Source organism: Roseateles sp. NT4 (assembly GCF_051857475.1).
In the GTDB taxonomy this organism is placed as follows: domain Bacteria; phylum Pseudomonadota; class Gammaproteobacteria; order Burkholderiales; family Burkholderiaceae_C; genus Pelomonas.
On the sequence record NZ_JBPZGZ010000002.1, the window covers coordinates 731,859 to 749,190 of the forward strand.

Sequence of the window (17,332 nt, forward strand, 5' to 3'; positions counted from 1 at the left end):
TTTGAGGGCGGGTAAACATGGCGCGGGCGCCCCGGGTCTGGCTCGGAGAATGCGCGTTTTCAGGACCGTGTCGCCCATGATCCCCCGCATCCCTGCGCTGGTCGCCTGCCTGCTGGCCGTCCTGGCCGGGGCGGCCATGGCACAGCCGGCGTCCAGCGCTCTGGAGCCCCAGTTCGCCACCGTCGCCGTGCCGCGCGACGTGGTGGGCAGCCTGGCCCAGGACCGCCAGGGCCTGATCTGGGCTGGCACCAGCGACGGTCTGGCGCGCTTTGACGGCTACCGGCTGCGCCCCATCGAGCGCGAAGGCGCCACAGCCGTGCAGCGCAACCTCGGCTGGGTGCGCTCGCTGGCGCCAGCCGCCGACGGTGGCATGTGGATAGGCACCGAGGTCAACGGCCTGGCCCGCTACGAGCCCGCCTTCGACCGCGTGCGCATGCTGGGCAGCGGCAGCGAACACCCGACGCCCATCCGCGCCCTCGCCGAGGACGGTGCCGGCCGCGTCTGGGTGGGCACCCTGGGCCAGGGCCTGCTGCGCTACGAGCCCAAGGCGGGTCGTTTCGAAACCGAAGCCCTGCTCGTCGACGGCGAGGCCGAGCGGCGCGTGCTGGCCCTGACCGTCGGCCGCGACGGCTCGCTGTGGGCCGGCCACTGGCGCGGCCTTGCCCACCGGGGCGCCGACGGCCATTGGACGGTCCTGCCGCTGCCCGACGGCCCGATCGGCATCAGCACCCTGCTGGAGGATCGCGACGGCCGGCTCTGGTTCGGCAGCGTGGACGGCCGCGTCGGCCGCATTGACGCCGGCGGCGAACCGCATTGGCTGGCGGCGCGCTTCAAGGGCGGCGCCCAGGCCCTCGCCCAGGGCCAGGACGGCATGGTCTGGGCCGGCCTGACCGACGGCATCGCCTGGCTGGACGGCGCCAGCGGCACCCTGTTGCGCCAGCTGCGCCACAACCCCCATCTGCCCGGCGGCCTGGCCGGCAACGACGTCAATGTGCTGCTGCGCGACCAGACCGGCGCCATGTGGGTGGGCGGCTATGGCGTCGGCCTGCAGCGCCATCAGCAGCACCCGGCCCTGGCCGTGCGCGGCCCCGATGCCGACCCGAACAGCCCGCTGGCCAGCAGCGACCTGCGCGGCCTGCTGCCCCGCCGCGACGGCCTGCTGATGGTGGCCACCCACAGCGGCCCGGTGGCCCTGCTGGACGAGCAGCTGCGCACCGTCGGCCGCTGGCCGCGCGAGGCCGACACGCCGGTGGACAACCTCGCCGAAGGGCCGGACGGCAGCGTCTGGCTGGTGGCCAACGGCCGCCTGGAGCGCCGCGAGCCGCGCACTGCCCGCCTGCTTGCCGGCTGGACGCTGGAAGGCGGGCGGGCCCATCGCGTGCTGGCCTTGCCGGGTGGCGAGGTCTGGGTCGGCATGCAGGACGGCCTCTACCGCCTGGCCTCGCCCCAGGCTTCACGCGTCGAACGCATGCGCCGTGACGATGGCGAGCCGCTGCGCGGCGGCGTGCATGCGCTGCGGGTGGACCCGCGCAACGGCCAGCTCTGGGTGGGCGCCCTGGCCGGCCTGTTCCGCTGGGATGGCCAGCACCTGGCCGAAGTGCACAGCGCGCCGGGCGAGGCCCTGGGCTTCCCCGCCGTGCTGGGCCTGCTGCTGACGCGCGACGGCAGCCTCTATGTGGACACTGCCGTCAGCGGCCTGCACCGCCTCAAGGGCTATGACGAGCAGGGCCGCGCGCGCTTCGAGCGCATCAGCGAGCGCATGGGCGCGCCCGGCCGACCCTTCGGCGTCAACCTGCACGAAGACAGCAAGGGCCGGGTGTGGAGCCAGCAGTCCGTCTACGACCCCATCGCCAACCGCCTGGACGAGCTCAGCGGCTCCGAAGGGCCGCCCATGGGCACGCCGCGCTTCTTCGCCGACGCTGCCCTGCCCGACGGCCGCCTGCTCTTCAGCGGCAGCCGCGGCCTGCTCGTCATCGAGCCGCTGGCCTTCATGCCCTCGCGCTACGCGCCGCCGGTCGTCGTCAGCAGCCTGCGCCGCAACGGCCAGCTCTTCCAGCCCGAGCAGGACCTGCAAAAGGGCTTGCAGCTGCCGGCGGGCACGCGCAGCTTCGCCGTCGAATTCGCCGCCCTGGACTACATCGACCCGGCCAAGCTGCGCTACATGATGCGGCTGGAAGGCTGGGACTCGGAATGGACCTTCACCGATGCCAGCGCCCGCTTTGCAAGCTACGGCGGCCTGCAGCCGGGCCGCTACCGGCTGGAGGTCTATGCCACCAACCACCACGGCATGTGGGGCGACCGCCCGCTGCTGCTCGACATCGAACTGCTGCCGGCCTGGTGGCAGATGCGCTGGGCCCAGGCCGCGGTGCTGCTGGCGTTGGCTGCCCTGGCCTGGCTGCTGCTGCGCTGGGGCGTGGCGCGGCGCACCTTGCAGCTGAGCCGCCGCGAGGCCGACCTGCAGGCCCTGGTGGACCAGCGCACCGCCGAGCTGCGCGAGGCCAGCACCACCGACCCGCTGACCGGCCTGCGCAACCGCCGCTACCTGGACTCGCGCGTCGCCTCCGACCTGCAGCTGTCCCTGCGCCACTACACCGAGCCGCGCCACAACAGCCGCGACGACGAGGCCGACCTCCTCGTCATGCTGATGGACCTCGATCACTTCAAGCGCATCAACGACCGCCATGGCCACGCGGCGGGCGACCAGGTGCTGGTCGAGTTCGCGCGCCGCCTGCGCACGGTCTTCCGCGAGAGCGACGTGCTGGTGCGCTGGGGCGGCGAGGAGTTCCTGGCCCTGGCCCGCGGCGGCGCGCGCGACGGCGCCGCCGAGCTCGCGGCACGCTTCTGCGCCACCGTGCGCGAGCAGCCCTTCACCCTGCCCGACGGCAGCACCCTGCCTGTCACCGTGTCCATCGGCTTCGCGGTCTTCCCCCTCGACCCCGATGCGCCGCGGGCCTGGGACTGGGATGCCACGCTGAGCCTGGCCGACGCCGCCCTCTACGCGGCCAAGGCTCAGGGTCGCGACGGCTTTGTGGGCACGCTGCGCGCCGAGGGCCTGCGACCCGACGAGCTGGGCGCCGACACCGAAACCTGGTTGAACGAGAGGCGGCTGCAGGTGAGGCGCGGCACGGCCGAGACCGTCTGACCGCTGCGCCGAGAATGCGCAGCCATGAAGAACACCCGTCTCCTTGCGCTGGCCGCCTGCCTGCTGGCCAGCTCCGCCGCGCAGGCGGCATCCCTCACCGCCCAACTCACCGCGCGGTCGGCCCTGATCGGCCTGCAGATCGCCGCCAAGAAACGCGAGGCCAAGGGCGTGCTGCCGGCGGTTCAGAACGCCTGCATCCAGGCCCTGCAGCCCGACGAGCTGTACCCGACCACGGAGAAGGTCGTCGCCGAGTCCCTGAGCGCCGACGAGCTGGCCGCGGCCGAGCAGTTCTTCAACGCGGTTTCCGGGCGCAAATACGCCCTGCACGGCCTGCTGGGCATCTACACGACGCTGGGCGAGCAGCCGCCCGAGCCCTATCCCGCCATCACGGCCGAGGATGGCAAGGCCATCGAGGCCTTCACCGCCTCACCGGCCGGCCAGGCCCTGCTCAAGCGCCAGGTGCTGCAGGCACCGGCGGCCCAGCTGGCCTATGAGGCCCGCATCCAGGAGCTGGTCAAGCGCTGCCAGGCCATCAAGCCGGAGCGCGCGGACTAGGGCCTGTCAAAGCCTGAGCCACGGCCAGGCGCAGCGCCGGCAGCACCTCGGCCTCGAACCAGGGCCTTCGCTTCAGCCAGTTCTGGTTGCGCGGGCTGGGATGGGGCAGGGGCAGCAGGCCACGCGCCAGGCCTTCGCGCCAGCCGGTGACCGCCTCGTCCACCGAGGCCTTGCGCTGCAGATGCCAGGACAGGGCGTACTGCCCGATGGCCAATGTCAGCCGGATGTGGGGCAGGGCATCCAGCACCTGCCGTCGCCACAGCGGCGCACATTCAGGCCGCGGCGGCAGGTCGCCCGAAGCGGCCTTGCCGGGGAAGCACAGGCCCATGGGGAAGATGGCAAAGCAGGCGGGGTCGTAGAAGGTCTCTCGCGACACGCCCAGCCAGGCGCGCAGGCGGTCGCCGCTGGCGTCGTCGAAGGGCCGGCCCTTTTCATGAGCGATGCGGCCCGGTGCCTGGCTGGCAATCAGGATGGGTGCACGGTGGTCGAGCTGGAAGATGGGCTTGGCGCCCAGCGGCAGTGCCGGTTCGCAATGCGTGCAGGCGCGCAGTTCAGGCAGCAGGCGCGCGAGCGACGTCGCCACCCGTTCAGGCCAGGTGCTGCCCGAAGAAACGCATCGCCCGGTCCCAGGCCTGCCGGGCCCAGGCGGCGTCGTACTGGGTCTTGGCGATGCGGCCCGGCCCCTGGGCCTCCTCGTTGGCAAAACCGTGATGGGCCAGGTAGCGGTGGGCCTCGTAGCGCACGCCGGACTCGGCCAGCTTGGCCTCGAGGGCGTCCACGCCGGCGATGGGGAAGAACTCGTCCTGGGTCGCCCAATGGGCCTGCAGGGGCAGCTTGATCTTGCTGGCGTCCACATACTCGACCGGCGGCATGCCGTACCAGACGACGGCCGCGTCGGCCTCGGGCACGAGGGTGGAAGACAGCACCGTCAGGGCGCCACCCATGCAATAGCCGGTGATGCCGACCTTGCCGCTGCCGAGCCCGAGGCTCTTCAGATGGGCGACGGCGCCCCGCACGTCCTGCGAGGCAGCGTCGCCGAAGTTCAGGCCCGTCATCAGGTGGTGGGCCTCTTCCTCCTCGACGGTGTGCTTGCCGCGGTAGAGGTCGGGCACCAGGGCCGTGAAGCCGGCCGAGGCGAAACGCTCGGCGACGCCACGGATCTGGTCGTTCAGGCCCCACCACTCCTGGATGACGACCACGGCGCCCAGGGGCTGGGCGGCCTCGGCCAGATAACCGGACACGCTGGCGCCATCGGGGCGCTGGAACTGGATCGTCTGGGCCATGCAAACCTCCTGGAAGCCGGTTGGGGGCGACAGCCTAACCCGGGCGACAGCGGGTTTTCCCCGCGAGGGGGACAATGGCACCCGTCATGAAGATCGAACGCATCGTTTCCACCCGCCTGCCGACGCCCTATGGCGAGTTCGCCATCCACGGTTTCCGTGAGGACGACACCGGCCAGGAGCATGTCGTGCTGAGCATGGGCGACCTGACGGGCCAGCCCGGCGACGAGCCGCCGCTGGTGCGCGTGCACTCCGAATGCATGACGGGCGAGGTCTTCGGCTCGCTGCGTTGCGACTGCCGGCCCCAGCTGGAAAGCGCCATGAAGCGCATCGCCGCCCAGGGTCGTGGCGCCATCATCTACATGCGCGGCCACGAGGGCCGGGGCATCGGCCTGGTGCAGAAGCTGCGCGCCTACGCCGAACAGGACGCCGGTGCCGACACCATCGAGGCCAATGCCCAGCTCGGCCTGCCCATCGACGCGCGCCGCTACGACGCCGCCGCCTGCATGCTGCGCTCCCTGGGCGTGCAGCGCATCCGCCTGCTGACCAACAACCCGCTGAAGATGGCCGCCCTGGCCGAATTCGGCATCGACGTGGTGGAGCGCGAAGCCTCGCTGACGCGGCCCAGCCCCGAGAACGAGAAATACCTGCGCACCAAGGCCGAGTCCATGGGCCACCACGACCTCGGTCATCTCTTCGAATAAAAGGCCAAGGCCGCGCGAAAGCGGCCCTGGCCTGTGGCTCGGCTAGACCGGGCTTGGCATCTCGCGACGCTTCACCCGCAAGCCCTTGCGCAGTCAGCGGTTCTTGGAGCCCTGCTGCTGGCCGGACTGACCTGACTTGTCGCGCTGCTGGTCCTGCTGGCTGTCACGGCCAATGGACTGGCCACTCTGACCGCCTTGCTGAGGCGAATTGCTGCCCGAACCCTGCTGGTTCTGTTGGCCGGGGCTCTGATCGCGCTGCTGACCGCCTTGCTGGACGTTCTGTCCGCCCTGGGACTGTTGCTTGTCGCTGGATTGACGTTGGTTGGCCATGTCGTTTCCTTCAGAAGATCGGCGGCACACCGTGCACCGCCGTCTTCACTACCTTAGGCTTCTGACGTTCCATGCCTGTAGGAGAAGACGCCGGATACAACCGTGAAGCGCAAGCTGGGGAGACGAGTTGTGCCGTTAGGCGACGAGACGGCCACGAGCCACAAGAACTGCAACGAGTCGTTGTTCAGCTGCGTTTGTGCTGGCCGCGATAGCCACTCGGGCTCAGGCCATGGCGGCGGCGAAAGCGCTGCGTGAAATAGAAGGGGCTGGCAAAGCCCACCATCTCGGCGATTTCGGCCACGGGCTGGCCGGTGGTGCGCAGATAGTGGGCCGCCATTTCCAGGCGCCGGTCTTCCATATAGGCCTGGGGCGAACGGCCGGTGCCGCGGCGGAACAGCAGGCAGAACTGCGAGCGCGACAGGCCCGCGATCTCGGCCAGCTGGTCGACATTCACCGAGGTGGCCAGATCGCAGTGGAAGTATTCCAGCACGCGCTCGATGCGGGGGTCTACCGGGCTGGCGCCGCTCGGGCTGGTGGCTGCTGACGCCACCCGCAGCACAAAGGCTTCGAGCAATGCCTCGACGATGGCTTCACGCTGAGGCAGGTCGGGTTCGGTGAGATTGAAGCGATGCGCCGCCTCCAGCTGCGAGGCCAGCTCGACACGCAGCGACACGTTCGTCACGCCGTGGGACTGCCAGGGCCGCGAGGGCTCGAACCAGTCCAGCTGCTCGCCCAGCCGGGGCGTCATCCGAAAATGCAGCCAGTAGAACTCCCAGCCCATGCGTGGGTCGGGGATGCGGTAGTTGCGCCGGTGGCCGGGCGCGAGCAGCAGCAGCTCGCCGACGCTGGTCTGCACCGTCTCGTTGGCGAAGCGGACCTCGCCTTTCCCTCTGAGCGTGAAGTAGCCGTTCCAGTGCGCGAGATTGCCTTCCACCCACTGGCGCGGCTCGGAGCGGCTGTTGAAATAGCCCGTCATGGGCATCATGGGCCCGGTCGATCCGATCACACCTCGCATCGGCCGATGTTATAGGTGGATCGCCCGCGCGGCGATTCACGCCCGTCCCGGCCGTCCCTAGAGTCGCCGTCGCTCACAACGACAACAACGGAGACTCCCGATGGCCCGACTTCTCCCGCTCGCAGCCGCGATCAGCCTGCTGGCCGGCACCGCGTTCGCCGCGCCGCCCGATCCCGTGGCCCAACGTGCCCAGGCCCTGCTGGCACGCATGACGCTGGAAGAGAAGATCGGCCAGCTGACCCAGCTGGGCGCCGAAGTGCCCGGCCCAAACCAGGAGAAGCCCGAGGAGCTCATCCGTGCCGGCAAGGCGGGTTCGGTGCTGTGGACCATTGACTCCGACCTCATCGCCCGACTGCAGCGCGTGGCGGTCCAGGAGAGCCGCCTGGGCATCCCGCTGCTGTTCGGCTACGACGTCATCCACGGCTACAAGAATGTCTTTCCCGTGCCGCTGGGCATGGCCGCGACGTGGGACCCGGCGCTGGTGGAACGCTCGCAGGCCATCGCGGCCAGGGAGTCGTGGACGGCCGGCATCAACTGGACCTTCACGCCCATGGTCGACATCGCCCGCGATGCGCGCTGGGGCCGCATCGTGGAAGGTGCGGGTGAAGACACTTTTCTGGGCATCGCCATGGCGCGCGCCCAGGTGCGTGGCCTGCAGGGGCCGGCGCTGGGCACGCCCGAGCGGGTGCTGACCAGCGTCAAGCATTTCGCGGCCTATGGCGCGGCCGACGGCGGGCGCGACTACGACTCGGTCTATGTGCCCGAGGTGCTGCTGCAGAACGTCTACTTCCCGCCCTTCCGCGCCGCTGTCGAGGCCGGTGCCGGCACCGTCATGTCGGCCTACATGACGCTGAACGACGTGCCCGCCTCGGGCAACCGCTGGCTGCTGCGCGACGTGCTGCGCCAGGACATGGGCTTCAAGGGCTTTGTCATCAGCGACGCCTTCGCCGTGCAGTCGTTGGAGAACCATGGCTATGCGGCCGACAACGCCGATGCCGCCGCCCGCGGCCTGCAGGCCGGCGTCAACATGGACATGGCCAGCAACAGCTATATGCGCCAGCTGCCGGCCCTGGTGAAGGCCGGCAAGCTGCCGCAGCGCGTGGTGGATGACGCCGTGCGCGATGTGCTGACGGTCAAGCTGCGCATGGGCCTGTTCGAGAAGCCCTACGGCGACCCGGCCCGCAAGGAAGCCGTCTTCAACGACCCCGCCCACCGCGCCGCCACGCGCGAGGCCGCACAGCGCTCCATCGTGCTGCTGCGCAACGAGGGCCGCGCCTTGCCCCTCGCGGCTGCGCTGAAGCGCATCGCCGTCATCGGCCCATTGGGCGACAGCGGCGAAGACATCAAGGGCTCGTGGACGGTCGAGAAGGGCGCGGGCGTCACGGTGCTGGAAGGCATCAAGGCGCGCTGGCCCCAGGCCGAGGTGACGTTCTCGCGCGGCGGTGACATGCAGCGTGCCTACGCCCTGCCCTGGGACGCCAACGACGGCAAGCCCGCTCCGGCCCTGATGCCCGCTGCCGAACAGCAGGCCGAACTGGCCCAGGCCGTGGAGGCCGCGCGCCAGGCCGACACAGTGGTCATGGTGCTGGGCGAGCGCGCCAACATGAGCGGCGAGGCCGCCTCGGTGGCGTCCCTGGCCCTGCAGGGCAACCAGCAGGCCCTGCTGCAAGCGGTGGTCGCCACGGGCAAGCCGGTGGTGCTGGTGCTGTTGAACGGCAGGCCGCTGGACATCGCCTGGGCCGACGCCCATGTGCCGGCCATCGTCGAGGCCTGGTTCCCGGGCAGCGAAGGTGGCCATGCGATTGCCGACGTTCTCAGCGGCGCCGTCAACCCGGGCGGCAAGCTGCCGGTGAGCTGGCCGCGCAGCACCGGCCATGTGCCGGCCTACTACAACCACAACCTCACCCACGCCAACGAGGCCGACCGCAATTTCACGTCGCGCTATTCGACCGACGCGCCCTCCTCGCCCCTGTACCCCTTTGGCCATGGCCTGAGCTACACGACGTTTGCCTATGGCGCGCCCACGCTGGACCGCACGACGGCCCGCGCGGGCGAACCCGTGAAGGTCAGCGTCAAGGTGCGCAACACCGGCGCGGTCGCCGGCGACGAGGTGGTGCAGCTCTACATCCACCAGCGCGCCGGCAGCGCCGCGCGGCCGCAGCGCGAGCTCAAGGGCTTCCAGCGCGTGAACCTGCAACCGGGCGCCGAGCAGACCGTGAGCTTCACGCTGGGCCGCGAAGAGCTGAAGTTCTGGAGCCCGGCCACCATGGCCTGGGGCGTCGAGCCTGGCGCCTTCGATGTCTGGGTGGGTGGCAGCTCGACCGCCCAGGCCCACGCAGAGTTCCGCTTGACGCGCTGATCGGCTGCACTGCAAGCTGGGCGCAAGCCCCGGCACTGCAGGCTTCACACCCGGCTAACGAAGCCGGGCTAGGCTGCGCGGTTCCGCTCCGCTGCAGCCATGACCGAACGCCGCTTCTTCTTCACCCGTACCGCCGTCGAGGCGGGCATCAACCGCTGGGACTGGGCCTTGCTGCCCCTGGTCCTGGCGGTGCTGGTGCTGCTCGCCATGGCCGCGGCGGCCATGGCCCGGCCCTTCCATCTCGGCCAGCCCCTGCCGCTGAGCCTGGACGTCGCCTACCTGCCCTACTACCTGCTGCGCACCACGCTGCGCATGTTCCTGGCCCTGGCGGCCTCGGTCGTGTTCGCCTGCGTGTTCGCGGTACTGGCGGCCAAGGTGAGGGCGGCCGAGAAGGTGCTGGTGCCGCTGCTGGACATCCTGCAGTCCATCCCCATCCTGGGCTTCCAGGCCATTGCCGTCGCGCCCTTCATTGCCCTCTTCCCGGGCAACCTGCTCGGCGTCGAGCTGGCCGCGCTGTTCGCCATCTTCACGTCCCAGGCCTGGAACATGGCCTTCAGCCTCTACCAGTCGCTGCGCACCGTGCCGGGCGAGCTGCAGGAAGCGGCGCGCATCTTCCAGCTGTCGGGCTGGCAGCGCTTCTGGCGGCTGGAGCTGCCCTTTGCCATGCCAAATCTGCTGTGGAACATGATGATGAGCATGAGCGGCGGCTGGTTCTTCGTCGTTGCGTCCGAAGCCATCTCGGTGGCCGGCCAGGACATCAAGCTGCCGGGCGTGGGCTCCTACATCGCCGTCGCCATCGAGGCCCGCGACCTGGGCGCCATCGGCTGGGCCATCCTGGGCATGCTGGTGGGCATCCTGCTCTACGACCAGCTGTTCTTCCGGCCGCTGCTGGCCTGGGCCGACAAGTTCCGCTTCGAGGGCGCCAGCAGCGACAACGCACCGCAGTCCTGGCTGCTGACCTGGCTGCGCCGCACCCAGCTGCTGCAGAAGTTCGGCGAGTGGCCGGGGCGCTGGATCACGGCCAGCTTCGCGCCGCTGAAGAAGAGCTACGACGGCCGCTCCATCCGTGCCAAGCCCCAGCCGCCCAACCCGCTGTGGGCGCGTGCCTGGGATGCGCTGATCGCAGCCCTGGTGCTGTTCGCCATCTGGCGCCTGGTCAGCTTCATCCACACCGAGGTGGGCTGGGGCGAGGCGGCCCATGTCTTCCAGCTGGGCCTGTACACCCTGGCCCGCGTGCTGGTGCTGATCGCCGTCGCGTCGCTGATCTGGGTGCCGGTGGGCGTGTGGATAGGCCTGAATCCGCGCATCGCCGGCCGCGTGCAGGCCATCGCGCAATTCCTCGCCGCCTTCCCATCCAACCTGGTGTTTCCGGTCGCCGTCCTCGTCATCGTCAAGTACAAGCTCAACCCCGACCTGTGGCTGTCGCCGCTGATCATCCTCGGCACGCAGTGGTACATCCTCTTCAACGTCGTGGCCGGCGCCTCCACCATCCCGACCGAGCTGCGCCTGGCCGCCCAGAACCTGGGACTGAAGGGCTGGCTGGCCTGGAAGCGCTATCTGCTGCCGGCCATCTTCCCCAGCTTTGTCACCGGTGCCATCACGGCCAGCGGCGGCTCCTGGAACGCCAGCATCGTGGCCGAGTACGTGACCTGGGGCGACACCCAACTGCAGGCTGCGGGGCTGGGCAGCTACATCCAGCAGATGACGACGGCGGGCGACTTCCCGCGCATCGCGCTGGGCATCGGCGTCATGTGCGTCTTCGTCATGGCGATGAACCACTGGGTCTGGCGGCGGCTGTATCGCATCGCTGAAGAAAGGATGCATTTCTGATGACTGTCTGCCCCTCGCCCAGTCCCGCCGCGCTGAACGCCGGCGTGCCCGGTCGGTCCCCCGCGGGGACGGCGATGCTTGCCGTATCGACCGGTAAGCACATCGCCAGAGCGGGCCGGCTAGGGAGCGGCCCGTCGCTCGGCCCGCAAAACACGAGGTTCAACTGACATGACCACACTCATCGAATTGAAAGACGTGGCCAAGGGCTTCAAGTCCTCCGACGGCAGCCTGCGCTCGGTGCTGGAGGACGTGGACTTCACCCTCGCCAAGGGCGAGATCGTCGCGCTGCTGGGCCAGTCGGGCTCGGGCAAGAGCACGCTGCTGCGCATCATGGCCGGCCTGATCCCGGCCGATGCCGGCGACGTGCACTACCGCGGCCAGCCGCTGTTCGGGCCGGCGGCCGGCATCGCCATGGTGTTCCAGAGCTTCGCCCTCTTCCCCTGGCTGACGGTGCAGCAGAACGTCGAGCTGGGCCTGGAGGCGGCCGGCGTGGCCGCAGCCGAGCGGGCCCAGCGTGCCGAGGCAGCCATCGAGCTGATCGGCCTCGCCGGCTTCGAGGGCGCCCTGCCGCGCGAGCTGTCGGGCGGCATGCGCCAGCGCGTCGGCATGGCGCGGGCCCTGGTCATGCAGCCGGCCGTGCTGCTGATGGACGAGGCCTTCTCGGCCCTGGACGTGCTGACCGGCGAGCGCCTGCGCAACGAGATCCTGGAGCTGTGGGACGGCGGCCAGATGCCCACGCAGGCCATGCTGGTGGTCTCGCACAACATCGAGGAGGCCGTCATGATGGCCGACCGCGTGCTGATCTTCGCCAGCAACCCGGGCCGTGTGCGCGCCGAGCTGCCCATCACGCTGCCGCGGCCGCGCCGCGCCGACAGCGCCGAGGTGCGTCTGCTCATCGACGAGGTCTACAAGCTCATGACCAGTGCCGCACCGACAGCGGGCGCTGCCGAGGAGCCGGCCAAGCCGCATCTGTCCGACCGCCTGCCCGAGGCCGACGTGGGCCGCATGGAAAGCCTGTTGGAGCTGCTGGTGGCCGACCCCTTCCGCGGCCGCGCCGACCTGCCGCAGCTGGTCGAGGAGAGCGAGCTCACCGACGAGGAGGTGCTGCCCCTGGCCGACGCCCTGCACCGCCTGGGCCTGGCCCAGCTCAGCGGCGGCGACCTGCTGATGACGCCGCTGGGCCACCGTTATGTCGACGGCAGCCACGACTTCCGCCGCCAGCTCTTCGGCCAGCAATTGCTCGAGCATGTGCCGCTGGCCGCCTTCATCCGCCACAGCCTGGAGCAGGAGGCCGACGGCGAGCTGAAGGAAGAGCCCTTCCTGAAGCTGCTGATGGACAGCATGGACGCCGCCGAGGCCGAGCGCGTGCTGCGCGTGGCCATCGAATGGGCGCGCTACGGCGAGGTCTTCGAGTACGACTTCCACACCGGCCTGATTCACCTCCCCGAATCGGACGAGCCGGCCTGAGATCGCAGCGCCAGCGCTTCGCGGATGGCCGCGACGACGAGCTCGGGCTTGTCGGTCTGGATCTGGTGGTCGGAGTCGACGATGTGCTTGCGGGCGCGCGGGTAGAGGCCTTTCACGAAGGCCACCGTCGCCGGGCTGTCGTCGACGACGCCGAAGTCCACGGCCACGGCCGTCTTGTCCTTGGGCACGTTGAAGAGCTGCACGATGCGGGAGTCGTCGAAGGCCGGCAGGGCCAGCACGGCCTCGCCGGTGGCGTGGATCTGGTCGACCTCGTCCGAGACGGCGCGCGACATCAGCAGGCGCTTGCCCCAGCGCGCATACCAGGGGAAGTCCTCGGGCTTCTTGATGATGCGCGGGTAGACGGCGTCCACCAGCACCAGGGCCTGCACCTCCTGCGGGTAGCGGCGCGCAAACCACTGCATGTACAGGCCGCCGAGGGAGTGGCCCACCAGCACATAGGGCGGCTTCAGCCCCTGGGCCGCAAGCAGGGCACGCAGCTCCTCGACGACGGCCTCGCCGCTGCGCGGCCCTTCGGCCGGCTCGCTCTGGCCATAGCCCGGGCGGTTGTGCGTGAGGACGGTTGCGTCGCGCGACAGCGTCTCGACGACGGCGGTCCAGCTGTCCAGCGTCATGCGCGCACCATTCTCGAAGACGACGACGGGTGCGCCCTTGGGCGGCCCGGCCTTCAGGAATTCGACGCGATGGCCCTGCACGGACTCCAGGGCGGCGGTGGGTGAAGCCGCCAGCGCAGGCGCGAGGCTCAGGCACAAGGCCAGGCCGGCCAGGGTGCGGCGAAGGACGGGGGAAGGGGTGGAGGGTTTGAGCATCCGGCCATGCTCAATGGCCGGGTCCAGCGATTCAACGGCGATGCGACAGGCTGCACGCCGGAAGGAACAGGCCGTCCAGCCCTCAGTGCTGGGACAGCAGATGGCTCACGCCCGCCCGGGCGTAGACGGCCAGCACCGCGTCGCTCACCACGCGGGCACCGCCGGGCGCGGTGCCGAGCACCCGCTCACCCCGCTCGACGATCTCGCGCAGCTCGTGCGCCCGGGCGATCTGCTCGGCGCGGGTGTGCGCGGGGTCGGCGAAGGCGTCCAGCAGCGGGAATGTTTCGGCCCACCACGGTGCCGGATACCAGCTCGCGTCACCGGCCTGCAGCCAGAACCTGGGCTTGAAACGGATGGCGCTCGTCATGGTCCTGCTCCCTTCGACAACTCTGGCTGCCATTCTGGCCAGCCGGGGGCGTCCGGGCAGGTGAAGAAGAACGTCGCGCCCCCCGCAAATGGGGAGTTCCGCCCCGCGCTTCAGGCGTGGGCGCAGCGGGTCACCGTGTCCACCGTGCGCGTCGTGATGGCCTTGCCGAAGGTCTTCTCCAGCAGGTGCATGAAAACCGGCCCCTTGGCCTCGGGCACATAGCTGCACAGCACCTCGCCGCCGTTGACGGCCAGGATGCGCGCCTCGCCGCAGAGGGCCGGCAACTCGACGGGGCTGGCATCCAGCGGCTCGGGCAGGAAGGTGATGACGCGCTTGGAGCCGGCCGGCAGCTTGAAGCCGCCAAAGGGGTCGCTGTCCAGCAAGGCCTGCAGATAGGCCGTGGAGCGCACCAGGGTCATAAAGCTGTGGCCCTGGCCGTCCCGCATGGCTTTCTCGCAGCGTTTGCGCAGCGTCGGGAGAGATGCCGAGCGAGCTGTCGAGAACACGACATTGCCGCTGCTCAGCAGCGTCTTCACGTCGGTGAAGCCGGCTTCCTCGAAGCAGCGCTTGAGTTCCGGCATCTTGGCGTTCATCGGGCTGACGCCACGCAGCAGGGCGACATAACGGGGCATGGGGGCGAAGTATGGCTGCGCTTGCGGCCAACCCTAGCTGCGGCTGCCCCGAATTGCGGGTGGCCGCAGCTAGCGACTTCGGGCCAGTCCGCATGCAATGGCCACGCGACTGAAAAACCCCTCCGAGGAGAACCCCATGACCAGCATCCAGACGGCCGGCACCACGTCGCTGACCGCCACCTCCGCTCTGCCGAGCACCAACCCCACGCACGCCAGCACCTCGATGCAGGGCGGCCGGGCGGTGTTCGAGAACGACAACTATCGCATCACCGCCGGCGACGACAACACCGTCAACATCTTCAACAAGAAGACCGGCGAGAACTACAACATCTGGGGTGACCCGCACGTCAACATCGACGGCGCGCACGCCTTCGACTTCTGGGGCACCACGACCTTTGCGCTCGAGGACGGCACCAAGGTCACCATCGAGACCACGCCCTGGAACGCCGGCAACGGCATGACCCTCGCCAGCAAGGTCGCCATCACGAATGGCGACTACGGTGTCGAGATCAGCGGCGTGGATACCAACACCGTCGGCGACCTCAAGATCAACGAGGCCGCCGGCTGGGGCAGCACGCTGGACTGGACGCATGCCGATGGCAATGTGCTTCAGGAAAACCCGGCAGGCAAAGGCTTCCTGGCGGTGGATGGCAACGGCCAGATCCAGAAGGTCGACCAGAGCTACATCAACAAGACCGACCTTCAGAAGAACCCGGGCCTGGACCCCAGCACGCAAAAGCAGGCGGTCAACTTCCTGCACCAGGTCTTCAACGCCTTCTCGGGCCTGCTGTCGGCCTCGCTGAGCGGCGCCTTCCTGCATGCCCTGGGCAACCACGGCGGCGAGAACCGCGAGCCCGCCACGCGCGACGCTCACCGTTTCTCGCTGACCGTGGCGCGCCTGGAGTTCTGAGCGGAGGCCGCCATGCTTGCCGCTGTTGATTCAGTCTCGGGCAGCCGTTCGGCGCCCCCGCCCGCCGGCAACCCGGCGGCGGACGTCGTCGGCCGCGCCACCGACCCGCGCACCGGCGTCGTCGACACCCAGCGCCTCTCGCACTGGGTCGTGGACGCGCGCCGCAGCGACCCGCAGGGCGCCGAGACGGCCCATGCCGCCATCGAGCAGCACCTGCTGGCCTCGGGCCATCCCGGCGACGTCGCCCACTACCACCAGGACCTGCTTCAGGCGGCCCGTGAAGCCGTTCCCGGCGGCCTCTGGGCCGCCGGCCAGGCCTGGACCCGCCAGGGCAGCCAGCTGCTGATCGACAACCCCATCCTGACCAAGCGCTGGGAGGCGACCACCAGCGCCTGGACGGGCAAGGGCGGCTTCACGCGCGGGCTGACCGAGCTGCTGCAGAGCAACGGCATCGACGTGGGCCAGGCGGTGCATCCCTCGCCGCCGGGTTCGCTGACGCGCAGCTCGGGCGTGCCCTCGGCCGTCGCCAACAACACCAACGGCGCCCTGGCGCGCGATGCCATCGCCGACCGCTTCCGCGCGGCCGGCGTGCCGGCGCGCACCGAGGTGACTGTGCAGGGCGGCGCGCGGCGCGTGGACGTGGTGGCCGAGCCGGCCGCCACCGACCGGCGCATGCGCCAGCGCATCGACGTGGAGTCCAAGGTCGGCCGCACCGGCCTGGACAGCGAGATCCGCGGCCAGGTGGCCCGCGACGCGGAGGCCCTGAGCGCCAACCGCATGCTGCGCGGCTCCGGCCGCGTGCTGGAAGGTGTGGGCAAGGTCGCGCGGCCGGTCGGCCTCGTGCTCGACGCCATCTCGCTGGGCCAGGCCTACCACGCCGACGGCGGCCGCATCGGCGAGAACACCGGCCGCACGGCCTCGGGCATCACGGGCGGCGCCCTGGGTGGCTGGGGCGGCGCGGCAGCGGGTGCGGCCATCGGTACGGCCATCTTCCCGGGCGTCGGCACGGTGGTGGGCGGCATCATCGGTGGCATCGGCGGCGCCCTGGCCGGTGATGCGGCGGGCCGCGGCGTCTTCGATACGGTAAAAGGCTGGTTCTGAGATTGGCCTGTTGCCAAGGGCGGCCTCTCGGGGCCGCCCATCTTCATTTGCGCGAGTGACCATGCTGAACCTGATCCAGCGCTGGCTGGGCGGCAGCGCAGCCGCCCCCTGGGACCTGAGCGACTACCCCGCCTGGGAGCTGCCCCATGCCGGGTCGGGACGTGCGCTGAGCGAGAGCCAGGCCGAGGCCAACCTGGACTGGTTCCAGGCCACGCTGGACGAGCGCCAGCGGCGGCTGCGCGACTGGCTGCTCGCCCATCAAGGCCCCGATTCGCAGGCCCTGCACGGCACCGCCTATGCCAAGGCCTTGAACACCTGGGCCAAGGCGCACTGGCCGCAGCTGCCGGCCTTCAACCGCCTGCCCCGCCACAAGCCCTGGCCCGACTGCCCGCGCAGCGGCCCCTTCATCGTCAACAGCCTGCTCGGCGACCTGGGCACCAGCCTGGGCGAGGCCATCCGCCACGCCAACGGCGACTGGCACTGGGGCCTGAACCTGGATGCCGGCGACCTCGCCGACGACATGCACACGTCGCGCCGCGTCGTGCTGCTGGCCGAGCTCAAGCACCCGACGCCCGAGACGCATCAAGCCGTGCTGGACCCCGAGGCCCTGCTGTTCGGCGCCCACCGCTTCCCGGACTCGGTGGATTTCGTCCATCTCGACACCTGGACCCGCATGGTCGCCGACGCCGTCTCCGGTGGCTACCACGCCAACTGAGCGTGGCGGACTCGATCTTCAATCGCTGCAGCCCGAGGCGTTGCGGCCGACCCTAGCTGCGGCTGCCCCGAATTGCGGCCAGCCGCAGCTGGCGCGAT

The 17,332-nt window shown here is 70.1% G+C and carries 16 protein-coding genes; 9 read left to right on the plus strand and 7 right to left on the minus strand.

The features are described 5' to 3' along the window. Window positions 1–76 precede the first annotated feature (76 nt). Together ACS5PN_RS12960 and ACS5PN_RS12965 are read left to right on the plus strand one after the other, a co-directional pair. Entirely contained in the window at window positions 77–3,142 is a 3,066-nt protein-coding gene (locus tag ACS5PN_RS12960) for a diguanylate cyclase (RefSeq protein ID WP_439464370.1), read from the plus strand. Window positions 3,143–3,166: 24 nt separating this feature from the next. Beyond that, on the plus strand, window positions 3,167–3,697 hold the full coding sequence (locus tag ACS5PN_RS12965) for a hypothetical protein (RefSeq protein ID WP_439464371.1): 531 nt from the start codon (window positions 3,167–3,169) through the stop codon (window positions 3,695–3,697). Here the strand turns inward: ACS5PN_RS12965 and ACS5PN_RS12970 are convergent. Together ACS5PN_RS12970 and ACS5PN_RS12975 are read right to left on the minus strand one after the other, a co-directional pair. Beyond that, window positions 3,675–4,280 carry a uracil-DNA glycosylase family protein gene (locus ACS5PN_RS12970; RefSeq protein WP_439464372.1) on the minus strand — a complete coding sequence of 202 codons (606 nt, stop codon included), beginning with the start codon at window positions 4,278–4,280 and terminating at the stop codon, window positions 3,675–3,677. The genes ACS5PN_RS12965 and ACS5PN_RS12970 overlap by 23 nt on opposite strands. A gap of 4 nt (window positions 4,281–4,284) precedes the next feature. Continuing rightward, window positions 4,285–4,980, minus strand: a complete 696-nt coding sequence (locus ACS5PN_RS12975) for a dienelactone hydrolase family protein (RefSeq protein ID WP_439464373.1) — start codon at window positions 4,978–4,980, stop codon at window positions 4,285–4,287. Window positions 4,981–5,066: 86 nt separating this feature from the next. Between ACS5PN_RS12975 and ribA the strand changes: the two genes are divergently transcribed. Next, window positions 5,067–5,681 carry a GTP cyclohydrolase II gene (gene ribA, locus ACS5PN_RS12980; RefSeq protein WP_439464374.1) on the plus strand — a complete coding sequence of 205 codons (615 nt, stop codon included), beginning with the start codon at window positions 5,067–5,069 and terminating at the stop codon, window positions 5,679–5,681. 93 nt (window positions 5,682–5,774) lie between these two features. On the opposite strand, the gene ACS5PN_RS12985 is transcribed toward ribA, so the two are convergent. Both ACS5PN_RS12985 and ACS5PN_RS12990 read right to left on the minus strand, forming a co-directional pair. Continuing rightward, on the minus strand, window positions 5,775–6,011 hold the full coding sequence (locus ACS5PN_RS12985; protein WP_439464375.1) for a hypothetical protein: 237 nt from the start codon (window positions 6,009–6,011) through the stop codon (window positions 5,775–5,777). Between the two features lie 184 nt (window positions 6,012–6,195). After that, the gene (locus ACS5PN_RS12990) at window positions 6,196–7,026 is read right to left on the minus strand and encodes a helix-turn-helix domain-containing protein (protein ID WP_439464376.1); all 831 of its coding nucleotides are present in this window, start codon (window positions 7,024–7,026) and stop codon (window positions 6,196–6,198) included. 100 nt (window positions 7,027–7,126) lie between these two features. Between ACS5PN_RS12990 and bglX the strand changes: the two genes are divergently transcribed. The 3 genes from bglX (at window position 7,127) to ACS5PN_RS13005 (ending at window position 12,682) form a co-directional block, all read left to right on the plus strand. Next, window positions 7,127–9,385 carry a beta-glucosidase BglX gene (bglX, locus tag ACS5PN_RS12995; RefSeq protein ID WP_439464377.1) on the plus strand — a complete coding sequence of 753 codons (2,259 nt, stop codon included), beginning with the start codon at window positions 7,127–7,129 and terminating at the stop codon, window positions 9,383–9,385. 99 nt (window positions 9,386–9,484) lie between these two features. Further along, window positions 9,485–11,215: an ABC transporter permease gene (locus ACS5PN_RS13000; RefSeq protein WP_439464378.1), complete on the plus strand. Its 1,731-nt coding sequence runs from the start codon at window positions 9,485–9,487 to the stop codon at window positions 11,213–11,215. Between the two features lie 168 nt (window positions 11,216–11,383). Continuing rightward, on the plus strand, window positions 11,384–12,682 hold the full coding sequence (locus ACS5PN_RS13005) for an ABC transporter ATP-binding protein (RefSeq protein WP_439464379.1): 1,299 nt from the start codon (window positions 11,384–11,386) through the stop codon (window positions 12,680–12,682). Here the strand turns inward: ACS5PN_RS13005 and ACS5PN_RS13010 are convergent. The 3 genes from ACS5PN_RS13010 to ACS5PN_RS13020 all read right to left on the minus strand — a co-directional run bounded on the left by ACS5PN_RS13010 (window position 12,652) and on the right by ACS5PN_RS13020 (window position 14,508). After that, entirely contained in the window at window positions 12,652–13,509 is an 858-nt protein-coding gene (locus tag ACS5PN_RS13010) for an alpha/beta fold hydrolase (protein WP_439464380.1), read from the minus strand. The two genes, ACS5PN_RS13005 and ACS5PN_RS13010, sit on opposite strands and share 31 nt — an antisense overlap. Window positions 13,510–13,591: 82 nt before the next feature. Beyond that, window positions 13,592–13,876: a hypothetical protein gene (locus ACS5PN_RS13015; protein ID WP_439464381.1), complete on the minus strand. Its 285-nt coding sequence runs from the start codon at window positions 13,874–13,876 to the stop codon at window positions 13,592–13,594. Between the two features lie 110 nt (window positions 13,877–13,986). After that, window positions 13,987–14,508, minus strand: coding sequence for a DUF1697 domain-containing protein (locus ACS5PN_RS13020; RefSeq protein ID WP_439464382.1), 522 nt, complete (start codon window positions 14,506–14,508; stop codon window positions 13,987–13,989). Window positions 14,509–14,644: 136 nt separating this feature from the next. On the opposite strand from ACS5PN_RS13020, the gene ACS5PN_RS13025 reads away from it, so the two are divergent. From ACS5PN_RS13025 to ACS5PN_RS13035, 3 genes are all read left to right on the plus strand, one after another. Further along, window positions 14,645–15,418 (plus strand): DUF1521 domain-containing protein, encoded by a 774-nt coding sequence (locus ACS5PN_RS13025; RefSeq protein ID WP_439464383.1) that lies wholly within the window; start codon window positions 14,645–14,647, stop codon window positions 15,416–15,418. A 12-nt stretch (window positions 15,419–15,430) separates the two neighbouring features. Next, window positions 15,431–16,519, plus strand: coding sequence for a hypothetical protein (locus ACS5PN_RS13030; RefSeq protein WP_439464384.1), 1,089 nt, complete (start codon window positions 15,431–15,433; stop codon window positions 16,517–16,519). 61 nt (window positions 16,520–16,580) lie between these two features. Next, the gene (locus ACS5PN_RS13035) at window positions 16,581–17,234 is read left to right on the plus strand and encodes a hypothetical protein (RefSeq protein ID WP_439464385.1); all 654 of its coding nucleotides are present in this window, start codon (window positions 16,581–16,583) and stop codon (window positions 17,232–17,234) included. Window positions 17,235–17,332 lie beyond the last annotated feature (98 nt).

Excerpts from the sequence above, each read along its gene's own strand:
- ACS5PN_RS12960 (WP_439464370.1), top strand. The coding sequence starts at position 77 with ATGATCCCCCGCATCCCTGCGCTGGTCGCCTGCCTGCTGGCCGTCCTG.
- ACS5PN_RS12965 (WP_439464371.1), top strand. The coding sequence starts at position 3,167 with ATGAAGAACACCCGTCTCCTTGCGCTGGCCGCCTGCCTGCTGGCCAGC.
- ACS5PN_RS12975 (WP_439464373.1), bottom strand. The coding sequence starts at position 4,980 with ATGGCCCAGACGATCCAGTTCCAGCGCCCCGATGGCGCCAGCGTGTCC.
- ribA (WP_439464374.1), top strand. The coding sequence starts at position 5,067 with ATGAAGATCGAACGCATCGTTTCCACCCGCCTGCCGACGCCCTATGGC.
- ACS5PN_RS12985 (WP_439464375.1), bottom strand. The coding sequence starts at position 6,011 with ATGGCCAACCAACGTCAATCCAGCGACAAGCAACAGTCCCAGGGCGGA.
- ACS5PN_RS12990 (WP_439464376.1), bottom strand. The coding sequence starts at position 7,026 with ATGCGAGGTGTGATCGGATCGACCGGGCCCATGATGCCCATGACGGGC.
- bglX (WP_439464377.1), top strand. The coding sequence starts at position 7,127 with ATGGCCCGACTTCTCCCGCTCGCAGCCGCGATCAGCCTGCTGGCCGGC.
- ACS5PN_RS13000 (WP_439464378.1), top strand. The coding sequence starts at position 9,485 with ATGACCGAACGCCGCTTCTTCTTCACCCGTACCGCCGTCGAGGCGGGC.
- ACS5PN_RS13005 (WP_439464379.1), top strand. The coding sequence starts at position 11,384 with ATGACCACACTCATCGAATTGAAAGACGTGGCCAAGGGCTTCAAGTCC.
- ACS5PN_RS13010 (WP_439464380.1), bottom strand. The coding sequence starts at position 13,509 with ATGCTCAAACCCTCCACCCCTTCCCCCGTCCTTCGCCGCACCCTGGCC.
- ACS5PN_RS13015 (WP_439464381.1), bottom strand. The coding sequence starts at position 13,876 with ATGACGAGCGCCATCCGTTTCAAGCCCAGGTTCTGGCTGCAGGCCGGT.
- ACS5PN_RS13020 (WP_439464382.1), bottom strand. The coding sequence starts at position 14,508 with ATGCCCCGTTATGTCGCCCTGCTGCGTGGCGTCAGCCCGATGAACGCC.
- ACS5PN_RS13025 (WP_439464383.1), top strand. The coding sequence starts at position 14,645 with ATGACCAGCATCCAGACGGCCGGCACCACGTCGCTGACCGCCACCTCC.
- ACS5PN_RS13030 (WP_439464384.1), top strand. The coding sequence starts at position 15,431 with ATGCTTGCCGCTGTTGATTCAGTCTCGGGCAGCCGTTCGGCGCCCCCG.
- ACS5PN_RS13035 (WP_439464385.1), top strand. The coding sequence starts at position 16,581 with ATGCTGAACCTGATCCAGCGCTGGCTGGGCGGCAGCGCAGCCGCCCCC.